35 protein-coding genes, 1 tRNA gene and 1 pseudogene are annotated in these 25,358 nt (G+C 36.3%); 3 read left to right on the top strand and 34 right to left on the bottom strand.

All coding sequences use genetic code 11. The features are described 5' to 3' along the window. Positions 1 to 85 precede the first annotated feature (85 nt). Together ACYIAL_RS02805 and ACYIAL_RS02800 are read right to left on the bottom strand one after the other, a co-directional pair. Positions 86 to 388, bottom strand: coding sequence for an addiction module antidote protein (locus ACYIAL_RS02805; protein WP_065561131.1), 303 nt, complete (start codon positions 386 to 388; stop codon positions 86 to 88). A gap of 2 nt (positions 389 to 390) precedes the next feature. Continuing rightward, complete coding sequence (locus ACYIAL_RS02800; RefSeq protein WP_065561130.1) at positions 391 to 684, bottom strand: type II toxin-antitoxin system RelE/ParE family toxin; 294 nt, start codon at positions 682 to 684, stop codon at positions 391 to 393. Between the two features lie 136 nt (positions 685 to 820). On the opposite strand from ACYIAL_RS02800, the gene ACYIAL_RS02795 reads away from it, so the two are divergent. Next, positions 821 to 1,069 carry a helix-turn-helix domain-containing protein gene (locus ACYIAL_RS02795; protein WP_483750912.1) on the top strand — a complete coding sequence of 83 codons (249 nt, stop codon included), beginning with the start codon at positions 821 to 823 and terminating at the stop codon, positions 1,067 to 1,069. Between the two features lie 474 nt (positions 1,070 to 1,543). Here the strand turns inward: ACYIAL_RS02795 and ACYIAL_RS02790 are convergent, their stop codons facing one another. From ACYIAL_RS02790 to ACYIAL_RS02765, 6 genes are all read right to left on the bottom strand, one after another. Beyond that, complete coding sequence (locus tag ACYIAL_RS02790; protein ID WP_483750911.1) at positions 1,544 to 1,885, bottom strand: phage tail protein; 342 nt, start codon at positions 1,883 to 1,885, stop codon at positions 1,544 to 1,546. 16 nt (positions 1,886 to 1,901) lie between these two features. Beyond that, positions 1,902 to 4,922 (bottom strand): phage tail tape measure protein, encoded by a 3,021-nt coding sequence (locus tag ACYIAL_RS02785; protein WP_483750910.1) that lies wholly within the window; start codon positions 4,920 to 4,922, stop codon positions 1,902 to 1,904. Positions 4,923 to 4,981: 59 nt separating this feature from the next. After that, positions 4,982 to 5,680, bottom strand: coding sequence for a hypothetical protein (locus tag ACYIAL_RS02780; protein ID WP_483750909.1), 699 nt, complete (start codon positions 5,678 to 5,680; stop codon positions 4,982 to 4,984). 385 nt (positions 5,681 to 6,065) lie between these two features. Next, positions 6,066 to 6,677: a BRO-N domain-containing protein gene (locus tag ACYIAL_RS02775; RefSeq protein WP_483750908.1), complete on the bottom strand. Its 612-nt coding sequence runs from the start codon at positions 6,675 to 6,677 to the stop codon at positions 6,066 to 6,068. A gap of 54 nt (positions 6,678 to 6,731) precedes the next feature. After that, on the bottom strand, positions 6,732 to 7,451 hold the full coding sequence (locus ACYIAL_RS02770) for a Rha family transcriptional regulator (RefSeq protein WP_483750907.1): 720 nt from the start codon (positions 7,449 to 7,451) through the stop codon (positions 6,732 to 6,734). A 73-nt stretch (positions 7,452 to 7,524) separates the two neighbouring features. Continuing rightward, positions 7,525 to 8,310, bottom strand: a complete 786-nt coding sequence (locus ACYIAL_RS02765; RefSeq protein WP_051634129.1) for an HNH endonuclease signature motif containing protein — start codon at positions 8,308 to 8,310, stop codon at positions 7,525 to 7,527. A gap of 89 nt (positions 8,311 to 8,399) precedes the next feature. On the opposite strand from ACYIAL_RS02765, the gene ACYIAL_RS02760 reads away from it, so the two are divergent. Next, positions 8,400 to 8,801 carry a helix-turn-helix domain-containing protein gene (locus ACYIAL_RS02760; protein ID WP_483559360.1) on the top strand — a complete coding sequence of 134 codons (402 nt, stop codon included), beginning with the start codon at positions 8,400 to 8,402 and terminating at the stop codon, positions 8,799 to 8,801. 24 nt (positions 8,802 to 8,825) lie between these two features. Continuing rightward, entirely contained in the window at positions 8,826 to 9,326 is a 501-nt protein-coding gene (locus ACYIAL_RS02755) for a hypothetical protein (RefSeq protein ID WP_483750906.1), read from the top strand. A 191-nt stretch (positions 9,327 to 9,517) separates the two neighbouring features. On the opposite strand, the gene ACYIAL_RS02750 is transcribed toward ACYIAL_RS02755, so the two are convergent. The 26 genes and pseudogenes from ACYIAL_RS02750 to ACYIAL_RS02625 form a co-directional block, all read right to left on the bottom strand. After that, positions 9,518 to 10,087: a hypothetical protein gene (locus tag ACYIAL_RS02750; protein ID WP_483750905.1), complete on the bottom strand. Its 570-nt coding sequence runs from the start codon at positions 10,085 to 10,087 to the stop codon at positions 9,518 to 9,520. Between the two features lie 73 nt (positions 10,088 to 10,160). Further along, positions 10,161 to 10,688: a phage antirepressor N-terminal domain-containing protein gene (locus ACYIAL_RS02745; RefSeq protein WP_160412926.1), complete on the bottom strand. Its 528-nt coding sequence runs from the start codon at positions 10,686 to 10,688 to the stop codon at positions 10,161 to 10,163. A 216-nt stretch (positions 10,689 to 10,904) separates the two neighbouring features. After that, positions 10,905 to 11,162 carry a DUF1799 domain-containing protein gene (locus tag ACYIAL_RS02740; protein WP_082259660.1) on the bottom strand — a complete coding sequence of 86 codons (258 nt, stop codon included), beginning with the start codon at positions 11,160 to 11,162 and terminating at the stop codon, positions 10,905 to 10,907. 47 nt (positions 11,163 to 11,209) lie between these two features. Then, positions 11,210 to 11,521 (bottom strand): phage tail assembly chaperone, encoded by a 312-nt coding sequence (locus ACYIAL_RS02735; RefSeq protein ID WP_483750904.1) that lies wholly within the window; start codon positions 11,519 to 11,521, stop codon positions 11,210 to 11,212. An 11-nt stretch (positions 11,522 to 11,532) separates the two neighbouring features. Next, positions 11,533 to 12,192 carry a phage tail protein gene (locus tag ACYIAL_RS02730; RefSeq protein WP_483750903.1) on the bottom strand — a complete coding sequence of 220 codons (660 nt, stop codon included), beginning with the start codon at positions 12,190 to 12,192 and terminating at the stop codon, positions 11,533 to 11,535. An 18-nt stretch (positions 12,193 to 12,210) separates the two neighbouring features. Then, a complete protein-coding gene (locus ACYIAL_RS02725) occupies positions 12,211 to 12,618 on the bottom strand; it encodes a phage tail terminator-like protein (protein WP_483750902.1) in 408 nt (135 codons plus the stop codon). Between the two features lie 3 nt (positions 12,619 to 12,621). Continuing rightward, entirely contained in the window at positions 12,622 to 13,071 is a 450-nt protein-coding gene (locus ACYIAL_RS02720; protein WP_483750901.1) for an HK97 gp10 family phage protein, read from the bottom strand. After that, the gene (locus ACYIAL_RS02715; protein ID WP_483750900.1) at positions 13,072 to 13,422 is read right to left on the bottom strand and encodes a hypothetical protein; all 351 of its coding nucleotides are present in this window, start codon (positions 13,420 to 13,422) and stop codon (positions 13,072 to 13,074) included. It abuts the gene before it with no gap. A gap of 2 nt (positions 13,423 to 13,424) precedes the next feature. Next, the gene (locus ACYIAL_RS02710) at positions 13,425 to 13,904 is read right to left on the bottom strand and encodes a DnaT-like ssDNA-binding protein (protein WP_483750899.1); all 480 of its coding nucleotides are present in this window, start codon (positions 13,902 to 13,904) and stop codon (positions 13,425 to 13,427) included. Positions 13,905 to 13,941: 37 nt separating this feature from the next. Then, the gene (locus tag ACYIAL_RS02705) at positions 13,942 to 14,919 is read right to left on the bottom strand and encodes a major capsid protein (RefSeq protein WP_065590015.1); all 978 of its coding nucleotides are present in this window, start codon (positions 14,917 to 14,919) and stop codon (positions 13,942 to 13,944) included. Positions 14,920 to 14,933: 14 nt separating this feature from the next. Further along, positions 14,934 to 15,701, bottom strand: coding sequence for a hypothetical protein (locus tag ACYIAL_RS02700; RefSeq protein WP_483750898.1), 768 nt, complete (start codon positions 15,699 to 15,701; stop codon positions 14,934 to 14,936). Between the two features lie 79 nt (positions 15,702 to 15,780). Further along, positions 15,781 to 15,966 carry a hypothetical protein gene (locus tag ACYIAL_RS02695; protein ID WP_034910077.1) on the bottom strand — a complete coding sequence of 62 codons (186 nt, stop codon included), beginning with the start codon at positions 15,964 to 15,966 and terminating at the stop codon, positions 15,781 to 15,783. Between the two features lie 649 nt (positions 15,967 to 16,615). Next, positions 16,616 to 17,677, bottom strand: a pseudogene (locus ACYIAL_RS02690) (structural protein); the annotation flags it as partial. Between the two features lie 3 nt (positions 17,678 to 17,680). Then, positions 17,681 to 19,063 (bottom strand): DUF4055 domain-containing protein, encoded by a 1,383-nt coding sequence (locus ACYIAL_RS02685; protein ID WP_483750897.1) that lies wholly within the window; start codon positions 19,061 to 19,063, stop codon positions 17,681 to 17,683. Beyond that, entirely contained in the window at positions 19,063 to 20,565 is a 1,503-nt protein-coding gene (locus tag ACYIAL_RS02680; protein ID WP_483750896.1) for a terminase, read from the bottom strand. The genes ACYIAL_RS02685 and ACYIAL_RS02680 overlap by 1 nt, the downstream gene beginning before the upstream one ends. Next, positions 20,565 to 21,167 carry a hypothetical protein gene (locus ACYIAL_RS02675; protein WP_483750895.1) on the bottom strand — a complete coding sequence of 201 codons (603 nt, stop codon included), beginning with the start codon at positions 21,165 to 21,167 and terminating at the stop codon, positions 20,565 to 20,567. The genes ACYIAL_RS02680 and ACYIAL_RS02675 overlap by 1 nt, the downstream gene beginning before the upstream one ends. Before the next feature lie 266 nt (positions 21,168 to 21,433). Then, complete coding sequence (lysC, locus tag ACYIAL_RS02670; RefSeq protein WP_483750923.1) at positions 21,434 to 21,655, bottom strand: Rz1-like lysis system protein LysC; 222 nt, start codon at positions 21,653 to 21,655, stop codon at positions 21,434 to 21,436. Next, positions 21,603 to 21,932: a hypothetical protein gene (locus tag ACYIAL_RS02665; RefSeq protein WP_483750926.1), complete on the bottom strand. Its 330-nt coding sequence runs from the start codon at positions 21,930 to 21,932 to the stop codon at positions 21,603 to 21,605. The genes lysC and ACYIAL_RS02665 overlap by 53 nt, the downstream gene beginning before the upstream one ends. Before the next feature lie 67 nt (positions 21,933 to 21,999). Further along, on the bottom strand, positions 22,000 to 22,533 hold the full coding sequence (locus ACYIAL_RS02660) for a lysozyme (protein WP_483750894.1): 534 nt from the start codon (positions 22,531 to 22,533) through the stop codon (positions 22,000 to 22,002). Continuing rightward, the gene (locus tag ACYIAL_RS02655) at positions 22,493 to 22,717 is read right to left on the bottom strand and encodes a phage holin family protein (RefSeq protein ID WP_091346977.1); all 225 of its coding nucleotides are present in this window, start codon (positions 22,715 to 22,717) and stop codon (positions 22,493 to 22,495) included. The genes ACYIAL_RS02660 and ACYIAL_RS02655 overlap by 41 nt, the downstream gene beginning before the upstream one ends. 235 nt (positions 22,718 to 22,952) lie before the next feature. Next, a tRNA-Met gene (locus ACYIAL_RS02650) sits at positions 22,953 to 23,030 on the bottom strand. Between the two features lie 93 nt (positions 23,031 to 23,123). After that, positions 23,124 to 23,285, bottom strand: a complete 162-nt coding sequence (locus tag ACYIAL_RS02645) for a hypothetical protein (RefSeq protein WP_483750893.1) — start codon at positions 23,283 to 23,285, stop codon at positions 23,124 to 23,126. A gap of 45 nt (positions 23,286 to 23,330) precedes the next feature. After that, a complete protein-coding gene (locus tag ACYIAL_RS02640) occupies positions 23,331 to 23,738 on the bottom strand; it encodes a type II toxin-antitoxin system HicB family antitoxin (RefSeq protein WP_483564251.1) in 408 nt (135 codons plus the stop codon). Positions 23,739 to 23,786: 48 nt separating this feature from the next. Then, positions 23,787 to 23,966 carry a type II toxin-antitoxin system HicA family toxin gene (locus ACYIAL_RS02635; RefSeq protein ID WP_483564252.1) on the bottom strand — a complete coding sequence of 60 codons (180 nt, stop codon included), beginning with the start codon at positions 23,964 to 23,966 and terminating at the stop codon, positions 23,787 to 23,789. Positions 23,967 to 24,152: 186 nt separating this feature from the next. Next, positions 24,153 to 24,698, bottom strand: coding sequence for an antiterminator Q family protein (locus ACYIAL_RS02630; RefSeq protein ID WP_483564253.1), 546 nt, complete (start codon positions 24,696 to 24,698; stop codon positions 24,153 to 24,155). 3 nt (positions 24,699 to 24,701) lie between these two features. Continuing rightward, positions 24,702 to 25,250: a recombination protein NinG gene (locus tag ACYIAL_RS02625; RefSeq protein ID WP_483750892.1), complete on the bottom strand. Its 549-nt coding sequence runs from the start codon at positions 25,248 to 25,250 to the stop codon at positions 24,702 to 24,704. Between the last annotated feature and the right edge of the window lie 108 nt (positions 25,251 to 25,358).

Genomic DNA, 25,358 nt, shown 5'->3' with positions numbered 1-25,358 from the left:
TTCTCCAGACATAAAAAAAGCCCGCAATTGCGAGCTTTAGGTTTGATTTTATTTTGTATATCTACATTAGATTTTCCATACTCAGTTAACAACAATCAGCATGTTTTTGTGAGGAAAACTGCATTTGCAAACCTAATGCTTGAACAATTTTAAAGATTGTATTAAAAGTGGGGTTCCCCTCACCTGATAACGCTTTATAAATACCCTCACGGCTTATACCTGTATCACGTGAAAGCTGACTGATGTTTTTAGCTCTAGCTATATCACCAAGCGCAATAAATAAAAATTTAGGGTCTCCTTCTTCTATTGCGGCATTTAAATATTCTTGCATTTCTTCATCAGTATTTAAAAAATCAACCACATCAAAAGTTTTTAGTTTTGTAGTCATAATTAACCCCATTTATTTGCTAATTCTTTAGCAATTTTAATATCTGTTTGTTGTGTATCCTTGTCACCGCCACACAATAAAATAACAATTTCATTATTGCGGTTAACAAAATAAACCCTATACCCTTTTCCACAGTGAATACGCATTTCTGATACACCGCTGCCTACAGGCTTAACATCACCAAAATTACCTTCTTGCATGCGACGAATTCGAACTTTAATTTTAGCTGCTGCAGTTTTATCTTTAAGCGACTTCAACCATTTTTCCATTTGCGGTGTATAACTTACAGTAATCATGCTTTATTCCTGTTTTAATTTAAAACTATTATATCTTACACTGTTAGAATGTCAACTATGGTTATCAATTCTAATTATTTATATTTTTACTAAAACTTATATAATGCTTATATTGAGGTTAATCATAAAAATAATAATGAATAAAACAATCGATATTGAAACGGGCGTACCAAGCGAAGTTGTTAACATGGTTTTTGATAATAACTATTCTCCAGCACAAGCATGGCGTGAGTATTTAAAATTATCTCAAGTTGAAGTTGCGAATAAAATAGGTATTAGTCAATCAGCTTATTCTCAATATGAAAAAAGCCAAAAGCTAAGAAATGTAACACGGGTTAAAATTGCCGAAGCGCTACAAATCAAGCCTGAACTGCTAGATTTTTAATAAAAAACCCGCCGAAGCGGGTTAGGATCTAATAATATTTGATCTAAAATTAACTTATTAATAAATAACGTTTTTAAATTTAAAGCATTTATATGGTTATAATAAAGTTATTATTAATCAATGCATTAAAAGCTTGTTCTGCATTTGATTGATCACCAGTTTTTCATGACAATAATTACACGAAGTTTTTCAAAACCGCCTACTCGGCGGTGAACCATTTGATTTTGAGCGTTGTTAAAGATTTGACTTTCTAAACCGCTTATGCAGCGGTAAACAGATTATATCAAACATAGCCTTTTGTTTTAACTAAAATTTAACCATTTTTTCGAAAATAACCCTTTTTTCTAGCACTGAAATTAATCTATATTTTTCAATAAATTAAAAAAGCGATTAAAAAAAGGGTTGTTGAGATTACCACCAAAAACGCCAGAAAAAACTTTAATAAAATCAATGCATTTCCTAACCGATTTTTAATCAAGGTGAATAAGCTTGAATAAATTTGAATGATAATGAAACAACTCTGCCGCCAACAAATTCGGATTCGATAGATTTATTCACAACTCGATACAATTTTTCTTCGCCGTACGGATTTTTCCACTTAAACGACTTTATGATGTGTGAGTTTAAAAAATCACGAACTTCTTTTATTTCATTGATGCATCCTGTATAGGTTAAGTCCCACGATTCGCTGACACTATTAATTCCTGACACCCAAATTTGCGAATAACCGTCACCAAATCCAGCTTCGTTAATATTTGACGAATCTGTATGTTTCGGATTGCCCATTGTTTTCCATTTAAAAACATCTATTGTCATTTCCTCCTCCTAATACCTATCTTGCACGCATCAGGTTATATAAATCACCGCCCGGCGAAACAAGTTTTTTTATCGTTTCATTTACGCGCCGATCAATTATTGCAGCAGCTTGACTTTCAATAGAATTTGCATCAATGCTTGAGTTAGTCGCCCCTGATTCACTATTAGATTCCATGTTTAACGTCACATTAGTATTAACATTTATAGCACTTGATGATTTATTAGACTTACGAGTAAAAGCAATTGGTGAGGCATGACCTAGATTCACTGCGCCACCACTTGCGTATCCTCTTTGAGCGTCGTTCATTAATGCGTAAAGATTGCCAACGCCAAGGCGTTTTGTTGCTTCTTTAGTGAATACGAATTCGCCCTTGTGAACAATGCCTGCTGGTTCATACTTGTTGCCTCGTCCTGTGAAGCCACACGATTTAATGCTATATCCAACATCCCCACCAGTTGCGTAACCTCGAATCAATCCACCGTTATAAGCTTGCTGTAGCCCTCCCGTTGCTGCACCAGCACCAGCGCTAGCCATTCCAAACCATTTCATTGATGACTGTATTGCTTGAGCAACTAGCAACTTATTAATAATTTCGATAATGTTGGTGAGAATTGACTTAGTAAGGCTTTTAAAGCTCATTTTCCCAGTCGTAACAAATTCAGTTAATGAGTGGCTAACAGAACTCATGGTTTGTTGTCCTAAATCACGAAACGCATCAAACATGTTCTGTGAAGCATCTGAAAATTCATTAATACCCACTTTTAGCCCTGCGAACCAATCAGTTTGATTGATGTCTTCTTGTTGCCAACTTTGTTGTAGCGCTTGTTTTGCCTTGTTGTATTCCTCGGTGATTTTTGCTATTTCATTCGGATTTGTCGTACCTTTTAAAGCTATATCACGCTGAGCGTCAAGCTCTGACATTTCATTGTAGCGATTCGCATTTTTTGATGTCATACCAAAAGTAGCTTGACTAGCTTGAGATTTTGCAGATAAGTTTGTTGTGTACTCTTGCATTTTTTGAAGCGCTTTAGTCGCTGTTTCGTATTGTGCAATTTCTTCACTAATAGCTGCATTTTTAGCAAACTGAGCAAGTAAAGCATCCTTATGCGCAAGTACATATTTTTCGTGCGCTGACATTCTTGATTTATTGCCTGTGCTTTCTAGCGTTTGAATCTGGGCTTGTAAATCAAAGTACTTTTTGCGCTCCGATGTGATTGTGTTAACCGTCAAGCTCTGTTCCCGAAGTGCTTGAAGCTGACTTTTTAAGCTGATTTCTTGCTGCTGTGATGTGCGCAAAAGGTTAGTTGCTGAGCTCGTTTTTTCGGCGTTGCTGGCTCTAATCTGTGCTGCTGCTTTTTTCCTCATGTCATCAGTTACATAACCATCTTGCCCTTTCTTATATATTTTGTTAGCTTCATCAGCCTTTCTGTTCATCTCCTCAATTTCAGCTTTTGCACGCTCGCTACGCGTCATAATCATTTGTGAGTATTGGTAGAACGGGCTTTTTGTTGGATCTGTTGCTTTATCTGCATTCCCACTTATTGCTTTTAAAAGCTGTAACTTTAATGAGGCGTCGCTCGCTTTATTTGCAATTTCAATTAATCCATTAATTAGGCCTTGAAATTTGTCATTACCATTGTCTGAGGTTTTATATAAATTTCCAAGTTTATTAATTAAGTCATTAATCTTTTCTGATGCTTTAATTGAATCGGTCTCAGCTTTAATGTTAGATAAATCAACAAGCAAATCTTGAGCTTGCTCTTCTGTTATATCGAAATATTCTGCATAACTAGAAACTTTACTTCTAATGCCAGATGCCGATTCCAAAGCTTCATCATTAACATTTTTAAACGCTGCACTTAAATCCTGTCCGCCTTTAGTGAGCTGTTGAATAGAATCAAGAACTGCATCTAAATCCGAAGTGCCGCTACGCCCGAGCCTCTTAAGCTTTTCTTTCCACCCTACTTCAGCATCTTTAAATCCGTCTTGAAGCTGAGCCTTAATTCCTGAAATAGTTTTTTTTACATCTCTTTCGCTTGATTTTAACAACCCTTCAACTAACGGCCTATTTTTCTTAAGTAACTGCATCATATCGTCAGACAAGAAAGTAAAACCAGTTTTTTTATCTGTATTCAGCACCCTATTTAAACGATCTTGCGCCGCTGCTAATTTATCTGTAGCACTTTCAGTCTCAAAAAGCTTCGGTATCATGCTACCGAGCAATCCGACCATTGCTGAAATACCGATGTTAACGGGATTCAACGAGGTTAACAGCGTGCTAAAAGTATTGCCTATGCCATTTTTCATGATCATAGACATACTAGAAGTTTGTAGACCTGTGAAATTTCCTCGCATCATCTGTGTCGTCATTGTAGCTAACTGGTGCTTAGTAGCTAAAGACGCTGTGCCTAATTTTTGGGTTTCTTTCGTTGCTTGCGTTAGTTTTCTAATATAAACATCAGCAGATGAGCTAACCCCGAGTTGCGCAGCTTGATATCGCAATAATTGCTCTTTTGATAGATTCTGAGTAGCAACCTGCGCTTTTAATTTATTTAAAAAATCAGTTCGCGCTTTGCTTGCAATGTTTTCAGCAGTCGTTACTTCTTTTTGCTTGATTGCGATATCTGAGAGTAATTGGCTATAATTGTGGATATCTATTCGACCGTTTTTATAAGTTTTTGCAAGCATTTTTCTAACTCTTGCAAGCTCTTTTGAGGCAGTATTAACATCTTTTAAGCTGTCAATTTGATTTCGAAAACCAACATATAATCTATCGCTAGATTCAGCAAATTTTTTCGCTGAGTTTGTATTTGCTGTAAGGTTTTTACGATATTCAGCAATACGTCGATGAACTTCGTCAACCTCTTTAGCCGTTCGAGATAATGAACTTTTGATAATTTGTTGTGAGTTTTCGAACTCATCAGTAGCAGACGCCGCACCCTCCGCCTTTTTACTAAAATCATCTAGTTTTTTATTCGCTTCATCGACGCTTTGCACATCAATCTTAAGCTTTAGTGATGTGATTTCTTCTGCCATAATTTTCTCCAGATATTAAAAAACCCGCCTAAGCGGGTTGATGTTTAAGTGCTATTTTCCTAGTGAGGAGTATTAAAATTGCTAATAACTTTATATTTTATATGTTGATTCGTGGCTTGCAAAACCTCAATAACAGCACCTTTATATCTTATCACCGTAGAACGCGATAAATCATACTCAGCATTATTAGAAAAAGCAGGGCGTGCCATATCGTTATTAAATTCTCGATATCCTATATTAATTTTATTACCAACCTTACCGTTATAAATCAGTGTTTGCTGGAATCCATCCTGACTCGTCACACTAACCTTTTTATAAGTAAACTGTTTATGATTCTCACAAAAATCAGTCCCTGTTGCAAAAGATATACACACTTCATTTTTAGACGAATCTTTACTAACCCTCATACCTATCGGAGCCGCAGGAACATTGAAACTTTTCACAATAGAATTCCCGTTTACACTTCTTGCCGCAAAAAATAAATATTTTTTATCTTCACCTAGCTTAGGATAATCACCCGCATCAATGATATAAGAGTACCAATAATTATTAACTTGAGTTGCTACTGGAAACGAAATTACATCCATTGTTTTAACGTTGCCTTGGCGAACCATATCATCACCTATATACGTAGTCGTAACTACATTAAGATCAGGATAGCTTTTTTGAGTAACCTCTGGCACATAATTATACTTAATATCACTCACACACCCGACCAAAGCAAACCCAATTAAACCTGCCAGTAAAGTCTTTTTCATACCATTCTCCTGTAAATAATTTTGACTAATAGTATGAAATTTATTAACTAAGCGCAATAAAAAACCGCCTACTCGGCGGTGAACGCAATTACATTAGGTTATGCCCAATCGGCGGTGAACCGTGTTGAAGAACTTGAAGCAGAAAAAGACAATTTCTAAACCGCTTACGCAGCGGTGAACTTTGGGGGCTTCTATTATTTTTGATTCCTTTGTTTTCTAAACCGCTTATGCAGCGGTAAACAGATTATATCAAACATAGCCTTTTGTTTTAACTAAAATTTAACCATTTTTTCGAAAATAACCCTTTTTTCTAGCACTGAAATTAATCTATATTTTTCAATGGATTATAAAAGCGATTAAAAAAAGGGTTGTAGTCTCTAAGGTTTTAAATCAATTTAAGCGGCACTGAAAAAAGTGATGCGCTACACTCACCACTTGTGATTTTTGTTCTTTCCATGAAATTATTTGTTAGTGTAGTAAATTGTTTTAACTTATCATTCAACTCAATCAATTTATTTCGATAATAAATTGAATCTTTTTGAAGTTGAAGAAACAACGTATTATCAATGCAAACTTTACCATCAATATTTTTAACTTCTATTTTGTCTTCAATATATCGAACTACCCAACGCCCTTGATGCGGTATATGAGCTATGGTTGGGGAGAAAGCTCTCTGATGTGTTTCTTTATCCAAAATATCAAGAACCCATTGTCTAAATTCTTTTGCGATTGGCGTTCTAGAAAACATAGCCACTAAGTGACAACCTCTAAGTGAGAAAATTCGTACCTTTTTAATGTAATTTCCTGAGGTACTTATTTCGAGTACCTGAGACATACAAGATGTAAATTCATCAGAATACTTATTATAAATCATTGTTACAGCTTTACTATTTGAATATTGTAAAGCCTTAGCCAGTTCTGCTGATGTAATCCAAATTTGATTATTATGATTGACTAATTGTACTGGTGAATCATTAAACATTAATTGATTTGACATGCTATATCCTCGTAATTGCCCCTCTTTGGGGGCTTATAATTTGTTGTTAATTGGTTAAGCGATTTCTTTATTAATAAGATGATTTTTGATTACATCTATTGCTTTTTCGTTATATCTGAAAGTTTCAACTTGTTTATCAGAAGAACGTGACTTATCGAGTACGAAAATTCCGTAGTCTTCTGTTTTTAAGTTGAGCTTATTAGCTATACGACCAATTTTATTTGAGGATACGCCGAGTAAATCACCCACCTCACTAGCTGAAAATGTTTTGTTTTCTAAAATCGGGAGTGGGATTAATTCTTCATTAACGGAACTATTAACCATTTTTGCAAAGATAACTTGCTGAGACGGTTTGCTGAGATTATCAAATCGATTACAAATAACTTCTGCTGATTTAGTTGCCATTGATATTGCTCTGGCTTTTCTATATTCAGCTAAGCCAATGTGTTTTGGTAAAACTGTTGGCTTTCTGTCTGTTGACCAAGCTATTGCTTCTTCTAGTTCTTGCCAGCGATCAACTAATTTAGCTGTAAACTCAGGACATAATTGAGCAACAACAATATAAGAATCTCTTTTTACTAATTTATATTCACTTGCCTTTCTACCCAGTGAATCTAGGTATTCCCCCATTGGGGGAATATCAATAACACCACGTTTAGCAAGACGTTCGATAGATTGCTTAACTTTGTCATGCCTAGATTCAACTAAATCCGCTATCTCACGGCTAGACATTGTCAATTGACTTTTATTAACTAAAGTTATATCATTTTTCATAGATTTGATTCCTCTTTGCTGTGGGATTAATGATTGAACCTCAAGTGTTGCTGCACTTGGGGTTTTTGCTTTATTAGATACCTGCAATTTTCTTTTCCTCCTCTGTTAATGACAGCTTTATTCTGTTAATTAGTTCTAAACTAAAATTTCTATCATTTTTAATAGCTGAATTCTCAAGAATAGATTTCATCCAATCGGGAATTCTAGCTGATACTGGTACTTTATTTTCTTTCAATTTTTTCTCCTTATTTGCTAAATATTGATTTACTTCTGCTATACCTGAAAACCTTCTATAGTGAGTAGTACAGTCTGTTGATAAATGTCTTTTATATTTATTAGCTGGTGTAGGAATATCTTCCTCTCTCCATCCTGCTGCAAATCGCTGATCTAAAGTTCTCGCATTGATACCAAAAAGTTCAGCCCATTCATGTAAAGTTTTTATTTCGTTTCTGTATTCATAATAAACTGTCCCTACTTTTCTCTTTGGGTCAAAATTAGGATCTTGACTAGCCCACAAACGCCAACCTACACTTTTTCTACATCTTTCAGCACAATCTTTTGCGTTGTCAGACGGAGAACCAACATATAAATGTTCAGGATTACAGCACGACGGATTATCACACGTGTGCAATACCCAAAAATTTTTGCTATTTTGAGGTATAGCACCATAAGCTAATTCATAAGCAACTCTATGAGTAGCCCAAGAATATCCTTCAAACCAAATCATTCCATAGCCATCATAATTTTTAGCTCCATTCCATTCATGACAACCATTTTTAGATATAGATAATTTAGATTTTAATTTTTTATCTAGTCCAACATGATCTCTAATTAAAGATATACTTTTTCTTGTTTTCATAATTAATAATAAAATGTCTTAAAGTGTCATGGAATGTATAGTATACTAATTCTAATAATTAACCATGTCAATACATTTCAATACTATTTATGATAAATAATGACACTTTTGCAAAACGATTAATACAAAGAAGAGCTCAACTTGAATATTCTCAAGAAGACTTATCCAAACGAACTGGTATTGCTGCTGCCCAAATATCTAGGTATGAAGCAGGTAAAAATAAACCAAGAGCAAATATAATTTCAAAACTAGCGAATCATTTAGGCGTACCTTTTTCTTGGTTGGCATACGGAGAAGAAACAGATTTATCTGATGGAGATAAAGGAAAAGAAGAAATTGGTGTCTACTTAAATTTACCAAAAGAAAAATACGATTTAATGATGGAGCAAGCTAATAAGCTTAATATGGATATTCAAACTTATATATTTAGAGTGGTTATACCCAACCATCTTGCCCAAGAAGAATTACAAAAAAATCAAACTAAAAAATAACCCCTAACCTATATAGGAATCATGATGGACAAATTTCCAAGAGAAATACAAAATGAATTGCTAACATCATTATATGATGTATTTCCCTACTCTTTAGAAGAAGAAAAGTGCATGTTCATTTTAAATAAATTTGGGGATGATAATAATATTATTGCCAATCTTAAATATCTAATTGATCATAGATTAATATCTGAAAACTCTATTTATCAAACATCTGATGGATATCATGTTAACGATTCGGCTTTAATAATAACAACAAAAGGCATAGATTTTATCCGTGATGATGGCGGTCTATCTTCAATACTTAATGTTACAACTATTAAAATTCACAATGAAACATTAGAAAAACTGGAAGATATTATCAAGCAATCTTCATTAACTGAGACTGAGAAAAAGACATATCTTGGTAAGTTGAAAGAGCTTCCTGTAGACGCCACAAAACACTTGGTATTGAAACTATTAGACTTGGGTCTATCTCGGACTCCTGACGTAATTCGACTAATTTCATCATGCTTCCAGCCTTAATAAATTCATTATGGTCTCTAATCTTGGTTAAGCGACCATAATACTCCCCAAATAACCTTATCCAACAATCTTCATGCCGATCTGTAGCGAGTATTACGCCATTTTTATCATGAAAAACTATGGAAAAAACTTTCATATGGATACCTTATTTTAGATAATAAAAAACCCTCTAAGAGGGTTTGATTAAATTGCTATTCTGCAATTGAAAAGTTCTTTTTATTAAATAAATAATTTAACTTTTCCCAAAAGCTAAATTTATTTAATCCTGATGTATTTATAGAACCAGGAAACAATAAAAGCATCTCGCCCTTAGTATATCGCTCATAACCGGCGGTTATGGCTTCTAAGTTTGGAGATAAGAATCCCCGATTCTTGATGTTAAAAGCTCTAAATTCACATAGCGCATTATTCCGTAAATCAAAAGATTTTTTGGCGCCATACTTTATAAGTATATTAAAGTTGTATAAACTTAAGTTTCCTCGTTCATATTCTAATTGATACAACTTGATATTTTTTTGGGAAACAAATTCTTTTAACTCATCTTCAGAAGCTTTCTCGGGAATTACAAAAACTTCCTGCTCTTGATAAGACTCTGGTGATTTCAAATTTCGCTGTAGTAGAGATGAGCAGAATTCAGAAGATTTGTAATATAGCATTTCTTCATCTGTGATTCTGTTGGAAACATGATTATAAACAGCAATAACCACCATAATAATTATTATAAAAAAAATAATAACGCAAGCCTGTAAAGCTCTTTTCATACCATTCTCCTTAGTTTTTTGGTAATAGTATGAAATTTATTAACTAAGAGCAATAAAAAACCGCACAAGGCGGTTATACTGTTAGCTGTAATTGGGATTGATTCATTAATGAATGAAGTTTATTTTCAATGCGAGGCTTAATTCGTTTCCAGTTTGATAATATTCTGCCTGCTTGACTTGCCCCCTCTTTTTCGTAATGGAACTCAAAAAGCAGTTTATTTATCTCTTTCATGAATTCGAATCGCTCTTTAGTCCAATATTGATAAAGCACGTCGTAACATTCACGCTTATATTTAATTAGCTTGTCTTTTAACTCTGGTTTGATTTTCTTAGTACTAACACCAAACAACCAACCATTTAGCATTGATAAGGGTAAATACACAATATCACGATTTTGTATGTCGCCATCTAGCTGCGTCTTCATTATGAAGACGGAGGTTTTCATTACTTCGTCACGCATGATGCGGTTATACTGAGATCCCCACTGTAAGCCGATATTCTTACAAATGGGGCGCATTGAAACATAAAGCTGTCCGTTATGCTCAATAGCTTGGATTATTGTATTGCAAAATGGGACTTCTATTTTTTTTAAATTATTCATTAATCACTCCTTTTACCTTTTTAATAAAAGCTTACATGAAAACAATTCACTGAAGGTAGGCAGCTTCATGCTTTTACTCCGTCGAGCTATTCATGTGAGCGTTAAATTTGTTATTGATTTGCTGAATAATGAGCATAAAAAAACCACCCGAAGGTGGTTTGACTGTTGTTGATGACTGATGGGTGATTTTTCAAATGTTACCCTTTAAACTAACAATTATTTTGATTTGTGCATTAATTTCAGGGCTTCGCTTTCCATGATTTGAATATCGTTAAAAATAGTCTCGTTTTCAGCTATGTTGTTAACTTTCATAACCCATGGTAAGCAATTGTAATCAAGCCCTGTAACGCCACCCATGCTTGTACGCCACTGGGTGGACATTGCTTTAAATAGCTTAAAAGCACCTAAATTTTCTTGCCATATTTCTACATACTCATCAGCGTAATCATCTTCGGTTAGACCGAATGCCGCCAGTTCATCCTTTGACGGCTCAGGGGTATATAGAGCAATGGCAAGTTCAATTAGTTTTTTTCGCGTTGACCTAACATTTCTTTATAATATGTATCGGTTATCGCGCGCCAAGCAGCAGGATAGTTATTTAATAAGATTTGCATGTTTTCTTGATTAAATTCTTCATCCAAACTCCAGCCTTGAACGATTTTCATTACAAGATCGATAATTTGTTTATCTTTAACTTCATCTTCAAGTTTAGCGAGCTTATCTGCTGAGTAATGTTTAAAAGTGAGTTCAATTTGCCCGTCTTCTTGACCTGCACGAGGAATTAAAACATTACATTTAAACGTTGGTTCTGCGACTAATTTAAATTTTGCCATTTAGTTTACCCTTATTTATCTTTATAAAATGTGATTGCTGGTGATTCAACGGTTGTGTTGATTTTTACGGTTTCGATCTCGTTGATAGCCGTCTCAGGTGTTGGGTCAAATGACACTCGTACAGCGTCGTAGCGAGTTTCTTTTGCTTTCGGTATATACATTTTCATTGCTACCACATCATTAGTTTGGTCCAACTCTTGAAGCACTGGATAAGCCGGTAAAGAACTATCATGAGCAATGGTGTAACTTTTACTTTTTGCCGATTTAATGGTCGGCAATTGCTTTTCTTTGTCATCTTCGAGGAATTGAATTTGAACATATTGTTGCTCTCCTCCCTCGGTTGAAACTTCTTTAATTTGTGGTAAACGTTCCCAAGCTGTGATTTTAGTAACCGTTCCAGCACCCTCATCAGCAGGAAACATATTTACATCGCTTGTGTTAATGTTGCCCAGTGTCGCTTCTGCAGCATTAACACGAGTAATTTTGGCCACAACGTAATCAAGCCTTGACCAGCCCGAAGTAATTAGAACCTCATCGCCAACCACAAGTCCGTGATTCGCTTTCAATGTGACGACCGCTTCTTTGGCGTTTGTAATAGTTTCAAATGCTAAAGCCTCGCCCTTTGATTTTTGCACGTAAACCCGTGCGCCGTTAGGTAATGCAAAACCCATAGTAAACTCCTAATTTAATTAAATTAACGTATCAGCACGGTAATTCATGCTAATTGGTATGGTGTAAGTAGTTTTATCCGTGATAGCAGGATAAACACTAGGTATTGAGTTGATGTAAAGTGAAAAATTATCTTTGGTTAACTCTGTATTGAGTTTGAAATGCGTAATAATCGCTTCTGATATCTGCTGAGAGTGTGATTTACCAGTGTTAATTGGAGCTACTACGCTAACTTGATAAACTCCTTTGTAAATCCGTGAATTACCGCCCAAATCAAAGCTGGTTGTGATTGCTGGCAATATGTTGGATTTCAAGTATATTTCGTCATTGGGTGTTGCTTCAATGTTTTCATAAATGATTGGTAAACCTAGCTGGTTGGCAATGATATCTAAATGCGATTCTAGCAATTCTGAAATTGTCGAAATCAATTATTAACCTCCTTTTGTGGCGTTGTCGAAATGAGCTTGAGCGTTTAGCGCGGCGACCCTGACAATACCGTTAGGCGCTTGTTTAGAGTGTCCAAACTCTAATCTCACACTATAAGGTAGGTTGTTAGTAAAGTAGATTGACTGAACACCATTTGTATACCGCCCAATCTGCTCGATACCATCTTTTAACGTGTCCATTCCTGATGGATCAATTCTATCTAGTTCAACAGATGCAGGCACATTAAAGGTAACTTGCCAGTTGCCACGAAAACGTCCACCGACATAGCCTTTGGGTGCATAACCTTGCCATAATTCAGGCTGTCCAACTGGTGACATTCTGATAATGTCTTGCAATATTTCGATACTAGCCTTTTTAACTACAAGCTCATTTTTTGCTTTCGCTTTATCTACAAACGCATTGATAGACGATAGAAAGTTTTGGCTATTTGACATTTACGCTTTCCTTAACTGTGTTTTGTAGCACATAAGAACATCAGCAGGTTTTACGGGATTAGGCTGTTTAATCAGATATTTTTCACCGTCAATGATTACAATATCGTTGATTTTCAGCTCAACATCAGCAGAAAAAACCATCTGAATATCTCCAGACTGAATAACTGTTCCGTCAATCTCAATTGGGTTATAATTGGTTTTTATGCCAATTGTTGTAAAGGTTTGATTTTCGGTAATAACTTCTTTACCGTTAACAATCGATACCTTACCCTTTCTTAATACTGAGTATTCCATGCCGTATTTTGAAAGGAGCTTCAAGGCTGTATTAAATGAACGTTCATAAAAGTTCACTATCACGACCTCTCGGCAATACAATTTATTGAAAACCCACTGCTAACAACCAAATCACCCAATATTGACATAACAGCAGTATACTGTGGTCTAAAGCCGGATTCATCGACCGCATAAGCTACTGTTAACGCGCCAGCTATAGACTCCGACTTTACTGGAGCTTCACGCGCACTAGGTAATAAATCATCCGAAATAGCTTCAATAGCTAACATACATTGAGCTGTTATTAGTGGAGTTGGGATCTCATTGCTAGGTAATAAATAGCCATCCAGAACAATATCCTTTCTAGGAAATGGTAAAGTTTGGCTTTGTTTGGCTTTCTTACCTGCCCAATTTAATCCATTCAAATAGTCCATTGCTTTAATGAGCAATGATTCTTTATTGTCAGGTAAACTTATATCTCTTGCGTTAGCAAAATGCTCTAAATCATCAATGCTTGCATAACTGTTAAAGTTGCTAGAATTAGGATCGGCATTAATCATTCATTGCTCCATAAAAAAGGGCTTTACGCCCTTTGTTTTAATTATTTCCTTTGGCAGATCTGCTGTTAACGTTTGGCGCTCCTAGTTTGATTAAAACGCCAGCGGTAGATTTATTGCTGTCAAAGTGTTTTTTCCAGTTAACTTGATTGCTTAGCTTGGCTAAATCTGGGTTAGCGCCTTTTGATGTATCCCAACTATAACCGAGTAAGTCAATGTTAACTGTACCCTCTGCACGATATCCGATTGCTAAGTTTTCCTGCGTATTGATGTCATAAGAACGGAATCCCGGAGCTTGTGACTCAGTGATTTTTACAGCACTTGCAACTAAACCTAAAATCGCATCAACTGGCGCAGAATCGGTAACTAATACAGGTTTGCCTAATGTTCCCGGTTGGCCACCATAAACCACAACACCAGCTTCTTCGTATAGCTTGTTATCCATTGCCTGATCTACAATGTCAAAGTAGGTTGTAGAATGCATAACAAATAAAGCAACACGATTGAATTTGTCGCCGTATTTGCGTAATCCTTTAGTTAATGTTTTCTTCCCATCGGTCGCGATATCTGCGGTTACTGTCATGTCAGTGTTAGCACCAATAGCAGCCATTAGAGAATTGATGGCATATTTAACGTAGCCCTCTAATGTTGCATCTGCCACATCAACGCCGATCACCTCTGAAAATTCAGAAATATCACGCCCACGGCGTTTAAATGCTTCTTCTGTTGTTTCATAGGGTCCATATTTCCATGGCACTTTGACGCCCACAGCTTCGCCTGCACCGATTTTTTTACCTGTAACAGGATCAACCGAATTAACATCACGAGGGTCAATAGAGCCGTTAACCTTATAAAATGCTCGTTTACGAAAATCTCCTTCAATTAATTCATTGTCGATAAGAATTGCACCATTAGATGCCGCATTAAATACATCCAAATTATCTTGTCGTCGCTCTAAAAATGCGGTTTGTGCTAAATCGTTGTAAATGATTAAATCTGTATTTACTGTTGTTGCCATTATTTAACTTCCTCTTAATCTTTTGGTAATTTTAAATATGCTTGTTGACCATATTTCTGGATGTAGTTATGTTTTTCCGTGCTGGTCATTTTTGAACGAACTAAATTGGAACCGCCTGCCTTGTGACCTCCGCCTCCAGTGCCTTCGGCTCTTGGAAATAGGTGTGGAGCATTATCTTTTAATGATTCCACCCACTCTTGAGGTGATAACGGAGTTTTACCGTCTTTACCAAGTAAAGGTTCGCCATCTTGTCCTACTGCGACAGCCTCGCCGTCATCACTTAAAATAAACATGCCTTTGGCACGTAAACTAATATCTTCTAATGCTTCTGGTAATGCTCCCGCTTTCAATGCTGCATTAGTCATTTTGTTGCTAAGCACAATACTGCTATACTTTTCAGCTTTCTTTTGCGCGCTATCGGCTCGTTCTTGTTCTGCTTTGAGTTTTTTATCAAACTCGCTTCTAAACCGCTCTGTGCGTTTGTTTAATACCTCATCGATTTTCCCTGCTGAAATAAGTTTTGCTTCTTCATCATCTGAAAATCTCTGTAAGATTGTTTTGACGGCGTCAGGATCAATCCCTTCAAACTGCTTTAGTTTTTCAGATAATGCCTTTTGCTTACCTAACAATTCGGTATTTTTATTTTTTAAACCTTGCGTGTTTTCAGCAACTGCTTTATCAATTAAGGCTTGCACTTCTGGGGTGATTGTCGCGCCACCACCAGCATCGCCACCTTCTTGCGCTTCTGAATAAAACTTTCGGTTGATTTCTCTAAATAACATAATTTCCCCTCAGGATTTGAGCTTTGCTCTGAAAATAAAAAAGGTCGCATATAGCGACCTTGTAGATGTTTATAAATTTTTATTTATCTATTGTTTTGCTGTTTTCCATTTTATTGGTAACTGCACTCATACTCATAGCCATCATACGTTTAATGGCTAAATTTGGCTCGTTATCAATCAACTTTTGTATCTCCACTAAGATGTCATCATCCCACGGCTGTTTTTGAATTAAAGCGTGGACCTTTCTTAGATTATCGTTTGTCATGTTTTATTAACCATTCTAGTATTAAAGGATGAATTCTCTTTCTCGATTCAGTATCGCCAAGCATATACAAAGCAAAGCTTTCAGAAAAAAGCTCTTCATTTGAATCAGAAGAATAATAACTTAGCACATGCGCCCATTTGTCATTATATGCAATTTGAGTGATTTTAGATAAATACTTCTCATCTTGATAATACAGATAGTGCCCGAATTCGTGCGCTATTGTTCCTTTTATGCTTTGAACTGATGCGTAAGGTAAAACATCCAAGTTAGCAATTATCCGTGCTAGCTGTTTTTTATCTGGAGATAAATCAATTTCATAAATGACCATATCTTTAAACCCTAGCATGGCGGCGTTTTCTGCAATTGCCTCCCATTCGCTTGGGTCTAACATCCATTGCGCCATGTGAATTGAGTTTTGAGATAAATTATAAGCACCAGCCGCAGTTTCCGAAAATTTATCTTTTGTCCCTAACCAAGAGAGTTTTGATAAATTGAACCTTTTAATAATATCTTCTGATATTTCAGCAACATCTTTAGCGCTTTCGAGAGATGTATCTTTCGGAAATTTAACATTAGCAGCTATGCTTTTTCTTTGCATCCAATTTTCAACTTCTTCAACTGTTCTTAAGTTTGAAAGTTGACCACTGAGTTGGTTGTTTAACTCGTCAATTGTTAACAAGTGTCCATCACGAGTAAAAAACTTTTCTGGCTCAATTTCCCCATTTCGTAATAACCTCGCTCTTTCTACTCCTAAGATTTGCTCTTGTCTTTCTTGTGATTGCGTTTTTAGCCACTCAAGATAAGATGTTTTAGCAGGAACTTGACCATCCATTGATGCCCGTGTGCCAGTTGGTGTTTCATCAATGTCGATCCCTAGTTCACGATAACTTTTTAGTATAAACGTTTCAACAGACCGACAACAAAAATGTAATTTACCCGGTCCGTCACCGTATGGAATGTCATGACCGATAGGCTGGTTATCTAATGTATACTGTTTTAAATCACGAATAATACACATCGGAGTAGTACTAGTATCAAGCGTAGATAACCATTGCTTGCCTTTTATTAAATCGCTATTAGCCTTTCCGAACTCATCACGAGAAACGGCGGCTGTGTGAGATACAGCTGAGCGAATTAATGATGATACGTTTCTCTTACTCGTTTCTAAAACACCATCTTTATAATTGTTCTTTTTAGTACCTCTCACTCTCCTAATAATCTGTTCAGTGGTTTCGCCAGTTACATAACCAGTTCTAACGGCGTTTGTAACACGTTTAAGTCTGTCATCTTCGATATTGCTTACCCATTCAGACAATAATCGCCCTTGAAATGGTTTTGCTTTTACCACCGCAAATAACTGATTGGGCGATATCTGCATTAAAGGGTATTTAGTTTTAACAATATCGGATAATAACGATTCAAACAGTGAATATTGATAATTACTCTCATATTCACTAAATGCATTTAATTCACCAAAGAGATAATCAGAAAATGAATTTAATGATTTAACACTACTGAGCATTGATTCAAGTCGTGATATTTTAAATTCACTAGAAGATAAATCATCTAACGCAATATATAGCTGGGCTGTTAACTGTTGATCAACGACATTTAGAAGTTTAAGTGATTCTCTTATTAAATTATGCTCATAACCAACCAGATTAACGCGGTGATAAATTGCTTCATCGCGAAGTTTTTTGTTAATTGTCATAAATTAATCCAGCAACTGAGGATCTGCGTCTTTTAGCTCCTGCTTGACGGTTTCAGGATCTGCACTTGGGTCAATGATATCTATTTTTTGCATTGCACGTATCATATCCTCATCCCTGATTGCGCCTGATTGCCATGAGCTAACAATAGCGGTAATCATGCCAGCATCAGCAATCTTAGAAATAAACTCTTGATTGATAGAACAGACAATGTCATCAACCACTATCCCAAGATAATGAGCGCACCATTTCAGCGCTATCGTGTAAGCCTCCGACACGTTAGAGCAGCATATACCGAGTACGGATGTTGATGCTGTTTGATCACCATTAGCTTGTGTTGCGGTTTTAGCTGATGAGTTTTGCTCTATTAACCTAGCGCCTAGTGCCACCATATAATTGCGCTTATCGTCCATACCCTCTTTAGCTAAAGTGTTGGGTTGAGCTTGAGCGTAAACAAAATTACCACCCTGAGGAAGTAATAATGGGGTACGAGATCCAATCTTGACACCATTCTTTTCCAAGAAATCTCGCCATTCAGTGTCTAATCCGATAATTGCAGGCTGAACCTGACCACAAAAGAACAAACTATCTTCATAATCAGCACTATTACGATAGTGTCCTAAATTGATTTCAATTAATGAAGATAAAGGGGAATCATCAATTGTTGGGTCGTTGTTTTGAGCACCTACAAATGTAAATGGAATTTCATGCCAATGATCTTCATTTTTTGGTTTTGGCTCATAAATAGAATCAATTTCATAAGGTCCACTGTTATTTTCTCCTGTGCGACGCCAAACCTTACAAATGAACTTGCCTTCTTCAATGGCTAACTCTCTATATTGAGTGATATCTTTAAAACCATATCCATCAGAGACTTCAACGACTTCCCGAAGAACAACTAAAACTAGCTTATCTTTACCGTTAATTCGTTGTGTTCGCCAGTTAATAATATCTTCTGCTTTATACGATAAAATCATAGCCTCATTAGAATCTGAGGAATAATCAACATACAAACCATGACGCCCAACTTCTAATACTGATTCAAGCGTTGATTGTGACTGTTGGTAAATACTTGTTCCCGCACCATCTGCATTGGTTTTGAGATATTCCAACTTGTTAGGGATGCTAATTGTTGGATCTTTGCGGAAAGCCATGCCAATTAAACCAATTTTTGTGTGACCAGTAATGCTATAAAAAACCGCCCTTGCAATATAATCCTGATTGCGTTTTTTATTACGTTCACTCTTATCGGTAGGATCTAAATAAGGTAAATACTGATTACCTTTTGATTTAATTATTTCAGCGCCGGCACAAACATCCCGCATTTTTTCCCAGTTAATAGATGCTTGTTTGTGCTCAGGTCGAATAAAAGTAATGTCATGATTCATTAGAATGTTGTTTCCATTTGAATTGTAAAAGCTTGTCTGCGTGCATTTCGATTAGCCACAGCAAAATATCTAAACGCATCCGCGCCGTGTGATGTATGGTCATGAAGCGGTTTATCTCGCCAACAGCCGTTTTTATCATCCCATGCTTTTCGATACGCTTCTAAATTAGCAATACCTTGTTCGCATTTGCTTGAATCAAATGCACAAAGTGGAAGAATTTCACGAACTGATTCGATACCATCATCAACACTAAGCTTAGGAGCTACATTAAACTTAATGCTGTATTTCTCACCGTCAATTTCATAGCCTTCTTTTGCTATCTGTTTACGGCTCTTACCATCACCCGATAATTCACGATTATCAATATCGTGCGGTGCCCAATGCTCAGCATATTCATAGCCAAGTTTTTGTGATTTATCCTTAAGAACTTTCATGTAGTGCCTGAGACCCTCACCACTATTTTCGTAGTAGTCGATGATGTGAAATTCTTCACCCACTTTACGCACAAACCAAATAGCAGTTGAATCACCGACACCCAAGTCCCAATAGGTATAAACAGGTAAATGGCTATTATCAGGTAGCGTGGTAATGCGTTTTTCTTTGTATAGCTCTCTGAATTGCCTTGCATAGTAAGCGCCCTCGATTGATTGCTCAAAGGCTTCACTTGGAATAGATGGATATTCACGCTTCATATCATCACCAAGCGTTTTCTCTTTAGCGTGATACCAAGCTTTTTGTTGTTCGGTTAAGTCGATACCGTACTTAGCTTTTATCTCGCTAAAATATTCCTCTAATCTAGACGGTAATTGTTCAACTGGCTCTATCGCATAGAGCGGATTTTTCCACCAAGAGAAAAAGAAGAATTTCCAATCAAGTGATGATAATGGTTTTCCTTGAATATGGGCTTTTTCAGCTGTATTACAGTAATCGTAAAAATAACCACTTTTACCCTCAGCTGTACTTTCGATGGTAATGAAACAACCGGTAGCAACCGCCTCAAAAGCACCTGTGACGATTTCCTTAGCTTTATCAGGAAACTTAGCACAAATCTTACCAAACTCAGAAACATGTAAGTAACGCAATGTACCACCACGGAATGAAGTTGATACATAAAGCGAACCGCCTTTTTTAAAGACCAACTCACCAGCCGCATCATTACTAGCAGGGTTGGCTTGTTTTATTTCTTCGGGTAGTCTGTCATAAGCATATTTGACTTTTTCTCTAAATAATCTTTTAGCATCATTTAAAGTGTGAGCAATCAAAGCACATTTAGCTGATTCAAATAAAGCGGCATCTAACTGAATAATACATACTTCGGTAGTAAACCCCAATTGCCGAGCTTTTAAAATGATATTCCTCGTATGCATACCCTCGAAGTATTCAAGCTGTTCGGGGGTCATTGTGAAGCGAATTTGCTTGCCTGCTTTATCCGTGATGTAGTAGAGATTATTTAAACGCCAAAGCTTATTGCTGAGTTTTTTTAAATGACCAGGAGATAACATTAACCCTCCCGTGATAGTTTATCCATTAAATCCGAAAGTTGGCCAACTGAATTATCTTTTGGTGTATCATCAATGTTGTAAGCTTGACGCTCTAAAGTGATTAAATTTTTCAGCGTTTCACTTAATGCTTTCATTGACTTTACCCTTTCTGGCATTGATATGACGGACATATAAACTTCATTGAGTTTGTCCCTGCCGTTCTGGTCTGGATTTGCTAATAACTCACCAAGTTTTTTGAATGCCTCTATATCCGCACATTCAGCGCCAAGCTCCTCAAATAAGGCGTTGGTAATATTACGAGCTTTACGAATATCGCCTCGGTGTTCCATTCGGATATTGGCTATTACTTCAGCGTTAGCTTCAATGAGTATCCGCTCGTTTAACTTATTTTCACTGGATACCTGAGTGGATACCTCTTTTTTGGATACCAATGAGTCTGCTTTGTTTTTAATTTTTGCGCTTAAATCTCTTTCCCAACCATCACGCTTTGCTCTTTTATTTATTGCGCCGTGAGTTATTCCGTGTTGTGAAGCGATCTCTCTTATAGACAGTAATCCAGCCCTGTAGGCTGATTCGATAGCCTCCCAGTCTGGCTTTTTCATAATCTTTCCTTTAGATATAAAAAAACCGCAATTAAGCGGTTTGATTAAATATGCAGTTATTTTTTATAACCGCCCGGGATTTTTTATAGTTTATGCGGTAAAAGTGAATAGTTAGTTATTATTGAAAAAGGAAAGGCTCAATTAAGAGCCTTAAGGGTCGGCATGCTATAACATGCCTAATATATAGAGACGCTAACCGCTATATAGAAGTAAGATCTCTACGAACCAACAATTCATAATATCATAATTTACTAGTAACGAAAGAGCTAATTATTAATCTCTCTTATCGCCCTTTTATCGCTATTACACTGCCTCAACTCGTTCAATAATTCAGTGTACAGAACTGGACATTGCCCCCAAGTGATTCGTTTATCAATATGAGGCTCGTTATTTGGCTGTGTCAGCGATGCAGGAATATTGCATTGATAAACGTACTCAGTTTTTACCGTTCCGCATCCAGTCAGATACGTTACTAGGCATAAAATCATTAGCACATTGATTATTTTTAAGCGCATCTTTTATCTGCTCTTGAAGTTGTTTAATTGACATAGCGTCTTGAGCCTTCTCTTGCTCTCGTTGCGCTATGATTTGATTGTTTTTAGCAATGCTCCGGTTCAACTGTTCGATTTTCTCAGATAGTTCAGCTTTATCTTTTTGTAGCTGTTTCTTATTTTGATAATTGTTGTAACCGAAATAGATAGTAAAGACAAAAGCGGCAATGATTAATGCTATGCTTACTATATTCACTTTAGACAATTTGAACATGATGAATCACTCAACAATAACGATACAAATAAAAACCAACCCCAACCGTTGACATCATTAACCGCCATTATTGAAGCGATGATAAAGCATAAGATAGACATAACGCTTTCTCCTTTTCTCGTCTGATTACTAAGCCATTCAGTACTTTACCGCCCGCTTTAATCCATCTTGGAAATTCATCACAAGCCGCTTTATAATCGCCATTGTTCAGATGTTTATACATCGTTGATTTCCGCATGTTTGAACAACCGCAATTAAACGTAATAGACGTCACAGCATCAAAAACAGGTTGAGGCAAATGAAAACCATTAGCATAGCGATTAACGCACATTTCTGCTGTTTTGATATCACTAACCCAACGCTGAGCTATTTCCTCGTCTGAATAGACTTTTTGTTGAATGTTACCCGTAGAGCCAATACCAACCGTTAACACATTGGCTGGACAATAATATGGCTCTCTTACGCATGATTCAGCGTTACCGATTATTTCAAGCCCTGCTTTGCTCGTTCTGATTTCATCTGAGTAATTAGCAATAACAATACCAATGATTACCAAAACACTACAAATCGCACTCGTCGCTATTCTTGTTGTGTTTTTCATAGTATTGCTCTCTCAAATTCTTTTTATGATGAAAATCTCGGCGTTTATATACCCAGTTAATAATAAACGTCGCTATTGATAAAATAATACCAACCACAATAGCAATATCGTTCAAACTGAGCGCACCAAATAAAGTGCATATAGCTCCCCAGAAATACGAAATCGGTGAAGTGTATTTTTCCATGATGAATATTCTTGTTAGTTAATGATGTGACAGCGTGCTAGCTATTGTGTAGTTATGCATGTGTCTAGCTTTGCTGTCGATTTGGCTAACCACGCCAACGATGACGAGGTCGTAACTTTTTCTACGCTTGGTAGATAAGATGTAAAATAGATGCCCCCAAACGCATCAAATCTCAGCATTAAGCAGAATTACTGCTACTTGACCAAAATAAGTAGAGGTGCGAGGGGGACTGTTATGGTGGGTCTAGCTGGACTCGAACCAAGCTACCTTTCAATTATGAGTTGACCGCTCATACCGTATGAGCTTTAGACCCTTGAAAATGATTGACCTAAACGTGATATACAGAGGTTTAGGCACTGTTACGGTTCAACGACATCGATGTCGCCGACATTTGTAATATTGATTGTTAAAGCGACATAGCCCAAGCTAACATTGCCTCATCGCTTTCTAATGCGTAAAGCGGAATTTCTAGCGAACCCGCTTTTTCTAAGCTGTTTAGCGCATCTAAAAGATCGATTAAATATTTATCTTGTAAATCCGCTAGTTCTTTTGTTGATGTATTTTGCATATAAAAAAACCGACTTTCGTCGGCTTAAGTTAATTCATTTAAATACTAAATTTTTACAATTTTTTCCATTGATACTTCAGCAAGAAACCCGCTTCTACTTTTGTATTGTGGATTGTTTGCAACAATTCTATCGATCTCTTTTAATAATTTTCTTGGCAGTGTTATATTAAGCTTCTCGGCACCACCCATCAAATGTGTCAGATCAACATCAATCAACGCGAAAACCATCCCCTTATAATCATCATCATTTAAAAATGATTCAACATTACTTGGCGCAGGTATTTTTTCGCCATCCTCTACCAGAATTTCAATATGACTTGTAATTGCTTCTTTAGCATTACTTAATGCTTCCTCAAATGTATCGCCAGCAGAGAAGCAACCAGCAACATCTGGAACGATAACGCAATAAGCGTGTTCTTTATCACCTAATTCAATAGCAACTGGATATAACATAATTCACCTCAATAATTATCGAGACAACAAATAGCAATGTAGCAGGGCTTATAACCCTGCTTGTTTCATTATTGACTTAACTGTTTTTTCTTTTAAGTCTTTTTTGGGGTGTGGTATTGTTACTAGCCCCTTTTTTATTTGATGCTTAAAGTGATGATGACTACCTTTAACTCTTACTAAAAACCAACCATCCAACTCTAACATCTTAATTATTTCCTTGCTACTCATTATCTCCTCTGTTTTGTTAATTTATAGTGGTTATTATACCCACTAACGTAGAGAAGTCAACTTTTTATACCCACTATAACCACTTTTTTATAATTAGATAACAAAAAAGCCCGCATTTGCGAGCTTTGTATACAATAATTTCATGTTGATACCTTTATACTACTTTTTGCGTACGCAGTCAATATCTCACTTAAATAAATTTATTTTTTTAAATAGTTCCAACTCCATTCCCGTTTGCTGGGTTTGTTGAGCCAAAGCACCTATAACATGGCTTTCACCTGAGCTTTTAATTTTTCTAACACTACCTTCGCTACAACCAAGCTCACTCGCTATTTCCCTTAATGTTCGAGGTCTAATAAGAATAGAGCAAGATTCTTTTACTTTGTAACGCTCAATAAAAACATAATCATCATCTAATATTTCGTCGCCATAATATGATTTTATTAAAACAAGGGCTTCTTCTTTAGTTTTTTGAAATCTAATGTTCTTCATACTTGAAATAATACCATCTATAATCAACCCATCGTTATCTGAACACAACTCTTTATATTCTGGCTCTTGAGATTGATATAAGTTTAGCGCTCCTTGCTTCTTGTAAGCTTCCTTTCTTGACCAATTACCCCACAGCCTTAACACATCAGTAATATCGTAATCAGCCTGAAAGCGAACTCGTGTAACTGGTTTTACTATTTCCTTTGGCTCATCATCAACGTACATATATTCTGCTAGCATTTGTTACCTACCCTTCTTTAACTCTTTTAATTTTTGCTTATACTCAGCTTTAATCTGCTTTATTTGCTCTACCGTGTATTTTTTGGGTTCGTGATAACCCTCTAACCACTCAACTTTTTCAGCACCTATTTTTTTTACTAAATTAATTCTGTACTCAATGATGTTCCCCGATTTGTGGTTGTTACACGCTGAACATTGTTTATGTACATTCAGCTCACAGAATCGCAATTCTGGACATGCACCGACACTTCGATAATGCCCCGCATGATATTGCCCGTTATGATGACGTCCACAACTGATACACGGCTCGCTTTTATCTCGCTCTCGAATAAATGCGTTAAATACTGTTTGCGCATCTCTTAAATGCTCTGAGCGTGTTTTTATACGTTCTTTTGCTATCTGTGCTAACTTTCTTCTAACTCGCTCTTGAACTTTGTTATCTTTTGCATACTGAATGGCGCAATCAATAGAACAAACTTGAGCGAGCGAGTTAAATAACGCAAATTTTCTGCCACAACTTTTACATTTTTTCTGCTTTATTTCTCGCTTCATCGTCTGAACTTCGCTTTATTCTTGTAAAACTTACCACATGAGCCTTTTACTTCACCATTAACGCCAATTAGCGGTCTATTGCAAACAAATAAATCCAAATCAACGTTA

It is taken from the genome of Gilliamella sp. X-57 (assembly GCF_057063565.1).
Note: the sequence above shows the minus strand (reverse complement) of the source record. Positions and strands in the feature narration are given on the sequence as shown.

Bases quoted from the DNA above. Each gene is read 5' to 3' on its own strand.
- ACYIAL_RS02800 (WP_065561130.1), bottom strand. From the start codon at position 684: ATGATTACTGTAAGTTATACACCGCAAATGGAAAAATGGTTGAAGTCG.
- ACYIAL_RS02730 (WP_483750903.1), bottom strand. From the start codon at position 12,192: ATGGGTTTTGCATTACCTAACGGCGCACGGGTTTACGTGCAAAAATCA.
- ACYIAL_RS02760 (WP_483559360.1), top strand. From the start codon at position 8,400: ATGATAAATAATGACACTTTTGCAAAACGATTAATACAAAGAAGAGCT.
- ACYIAL_RS02680 (WP_483750896.1), bottom strand. From the start codon at position 20,565: ATGTTATCTCCTGGTCATTTAAAAAAACTCAGCAATAAGCTTTGGCGT.
- lysC (WP_483750923.1), bottom strand. From the start codon at position 21,655: ATGATTTTATGCCTAGTAACGTATCTGACTGGATGCGGAACGGTAAAA.
- ACYIAL_RS02685 (WP_483750897.1), bottom strand. From the start codon at position 19,063: ATGAATCATGACATTACTTTTATTCGACCTGAGCACAAACAAGCATCT.
- ACYIAL_RS02755 (WP_483750906.1), top strand. From the start codon at position 8,826: ATGGACAAATTTCCAAGAGAAATACAAAATGAATTGCTAACATCATTA.
- ACYIAL_RS02765 (WP_051634129.1), bottom strand. From the start codon at position 8,310: ATGAAAACAAGAAAAAGTATATCTTTAATTAGAGATCATGTTGGACTA.
- ACYIAL_RS02635 (WP_483564252.1), bottom strand. From the start codon at position 23,966: ATGAGTAGCAAGGAAATAATTAAGATGTTAGAGTTGGATGGTTGGTTT.
- ACYIAL_RS02660 (WP_483750894.1), bottom strand. From the start codon at position 22,533: ATGAAAAACACAACAAGAATAGCGACGAGTGCGATTTGTAGTGTTTTG.
- ACYIAL_RS02665 (WP_483750926.1), bottom strand. From the start codon at position 21,932: ATGTTCAAATTGTCTAAAGTGAATATAGTAAGCATAGCATTAATCATT.
- ACYIAL_RS02700 (WP_483750898.1), bottom strand. From the start codon at position 15,701: ATGTTATTTAGAGAAATCAACCGAAAGTTTTATTCAGAAGCGCAAGAA.
- ACYIAL_RS02720 (WP_483750901.1), bottom strand. From the start codon at position 13,071: ATGTCAAATAGCCAAAACTTTCTATCGTCTATCAATGCGTTTGTAGAT.
- ACYIAL_RS02630 (WP_483564253.1), bottom strand. From the start codon at position 24,698: ATGCTAGCAGAATATATGTACGTTGATGATGAGCCAAAGGAAATAGTA.
- ACYIAL_RS02735 (WP_483750904.1), bottom strand. From the start codon at position 11,521: ATGGCAAAATTTAAATTAGTCGCAGAACCAACGTTTAAATGTAATGTT.
- ACYIAL_RS02655 (WP_091346977.1), bottom strand. From the start codon at position 22,717: ATGGAAAAATACACTTCACCGATTTCGTATTTCTGGGGAGCTATATGC.
- ACYIAL_RS02675 (WP_483750895.1), bottom strand. From the start codon at position 21,167: ATGAAAAAGCCAGACTGGGAGGCTATCGAATCAGCCTACAGGGCTGGA.
- ACYIAL_RS02645 (WP_483750893.1), bottom strand. From the start codon at position 23,285: ATGCAAAATACATCAACAAAAGAACTAGCGGATTTACAAGATAAATAT.
- ACYIAL_RS02805 (WP_065561131.1), bottom strand. From the start codon at position 388: ATGACTACAAAACTAAAAACTTTTGATGTGGTTGATTTTTTAAATACT.
- ACYIAL_RS02625 (WP_483750892.1), bottom strand. From the start codon at position 25,250: ATGAAGCGAGAAATAAAGCAGAAAAAATGTAAAAGTTGTGGCAGAAAA.
- ACYIAL_RS02745 (WP_160412926.1), bottom strand. From the start codon at position 10,688: ATGAATAATTTAAAAAAAATAGAAGTCCCATTTTGCAATACAATAATC.
- ACYIAL_RS02710 (WP_483750899.1), bottom strand. From the start codon at position 13,904: ATGATTAATGCCGATCCTAATTCTAGCAACTTTAACAGTTATGCAAGC.
- ACYIAL_RS02785 (WP_483750910.1), bottom strand. From the start codon at position 4,922: ATGGCAGAAGAAATCACATCACTAAAGCTTAAGATTGATGTGCAAAGC.
- ACYIAL_RS02795 (WP_483750912.1), top strand. From the start codon at position 821: ATGAATAAAACAATCGATATTGAAACGGGCGTACCAAGCGAAGTTGTT.
- ACYIAL_RS02780 (WP_483750909.1), bottom strand. From the start codon at position 5,680: ATGAAAAAGACTTTACTGGCAGGTTTAATTGGGTTTGCTTTGGTCGGG.
- ACYIAL_RS02775 (WP_483750908.1), bottom strand. From the start codon at position 6,677: ATGTCAAATCAATTAATGTTTAATGATTCACCAGTACAATTAGTCAAT.
- ACYIAL_RS02640 (WP_483564251.1), bottom strand. From the start codon at position 23,738: ATGTTATATCCAGTTGCTATTGAATTAGGTGATAAAGAACACGCTTAT.
- ACYIAL_RS02770 (WP_483750907.1), bottom strand. From the start codon at position 7,451: ATGAAAAATGATATAACTTTAGTTAATAAAAGTCAATTGACAATGTCT.
- ACYIAL_RS02750 (WP_483750905.1), bottom strand. From the start codon at position 10,087: ATGAAAAGAGCTTTACAGGCTTGCGTTATTATTTTTTTTATAATAATT.
- ACYIAL_RS02705 (WP_065590015.1), bottom strand. From the start codon at position 14,919: ATGGCAACAACAGTAAATACAGATTTAATCATTTACAACGATTTAGCA.
- ACYIAL_RS02790 (WP_483750911.1), bottom strand. From the start codon at position 1,885: ATGACAATAGATGTTTTTAAATGGAAAACAATGGGCAATCCGAAACAT.
- ACYIAL_RS02695 (WP_034910077.1), bottom strand. From the start codon at position 15,966: ATGACAAACGATAATCTAAGAAAGGTCCACGCTTTAATTCAAAAACAG.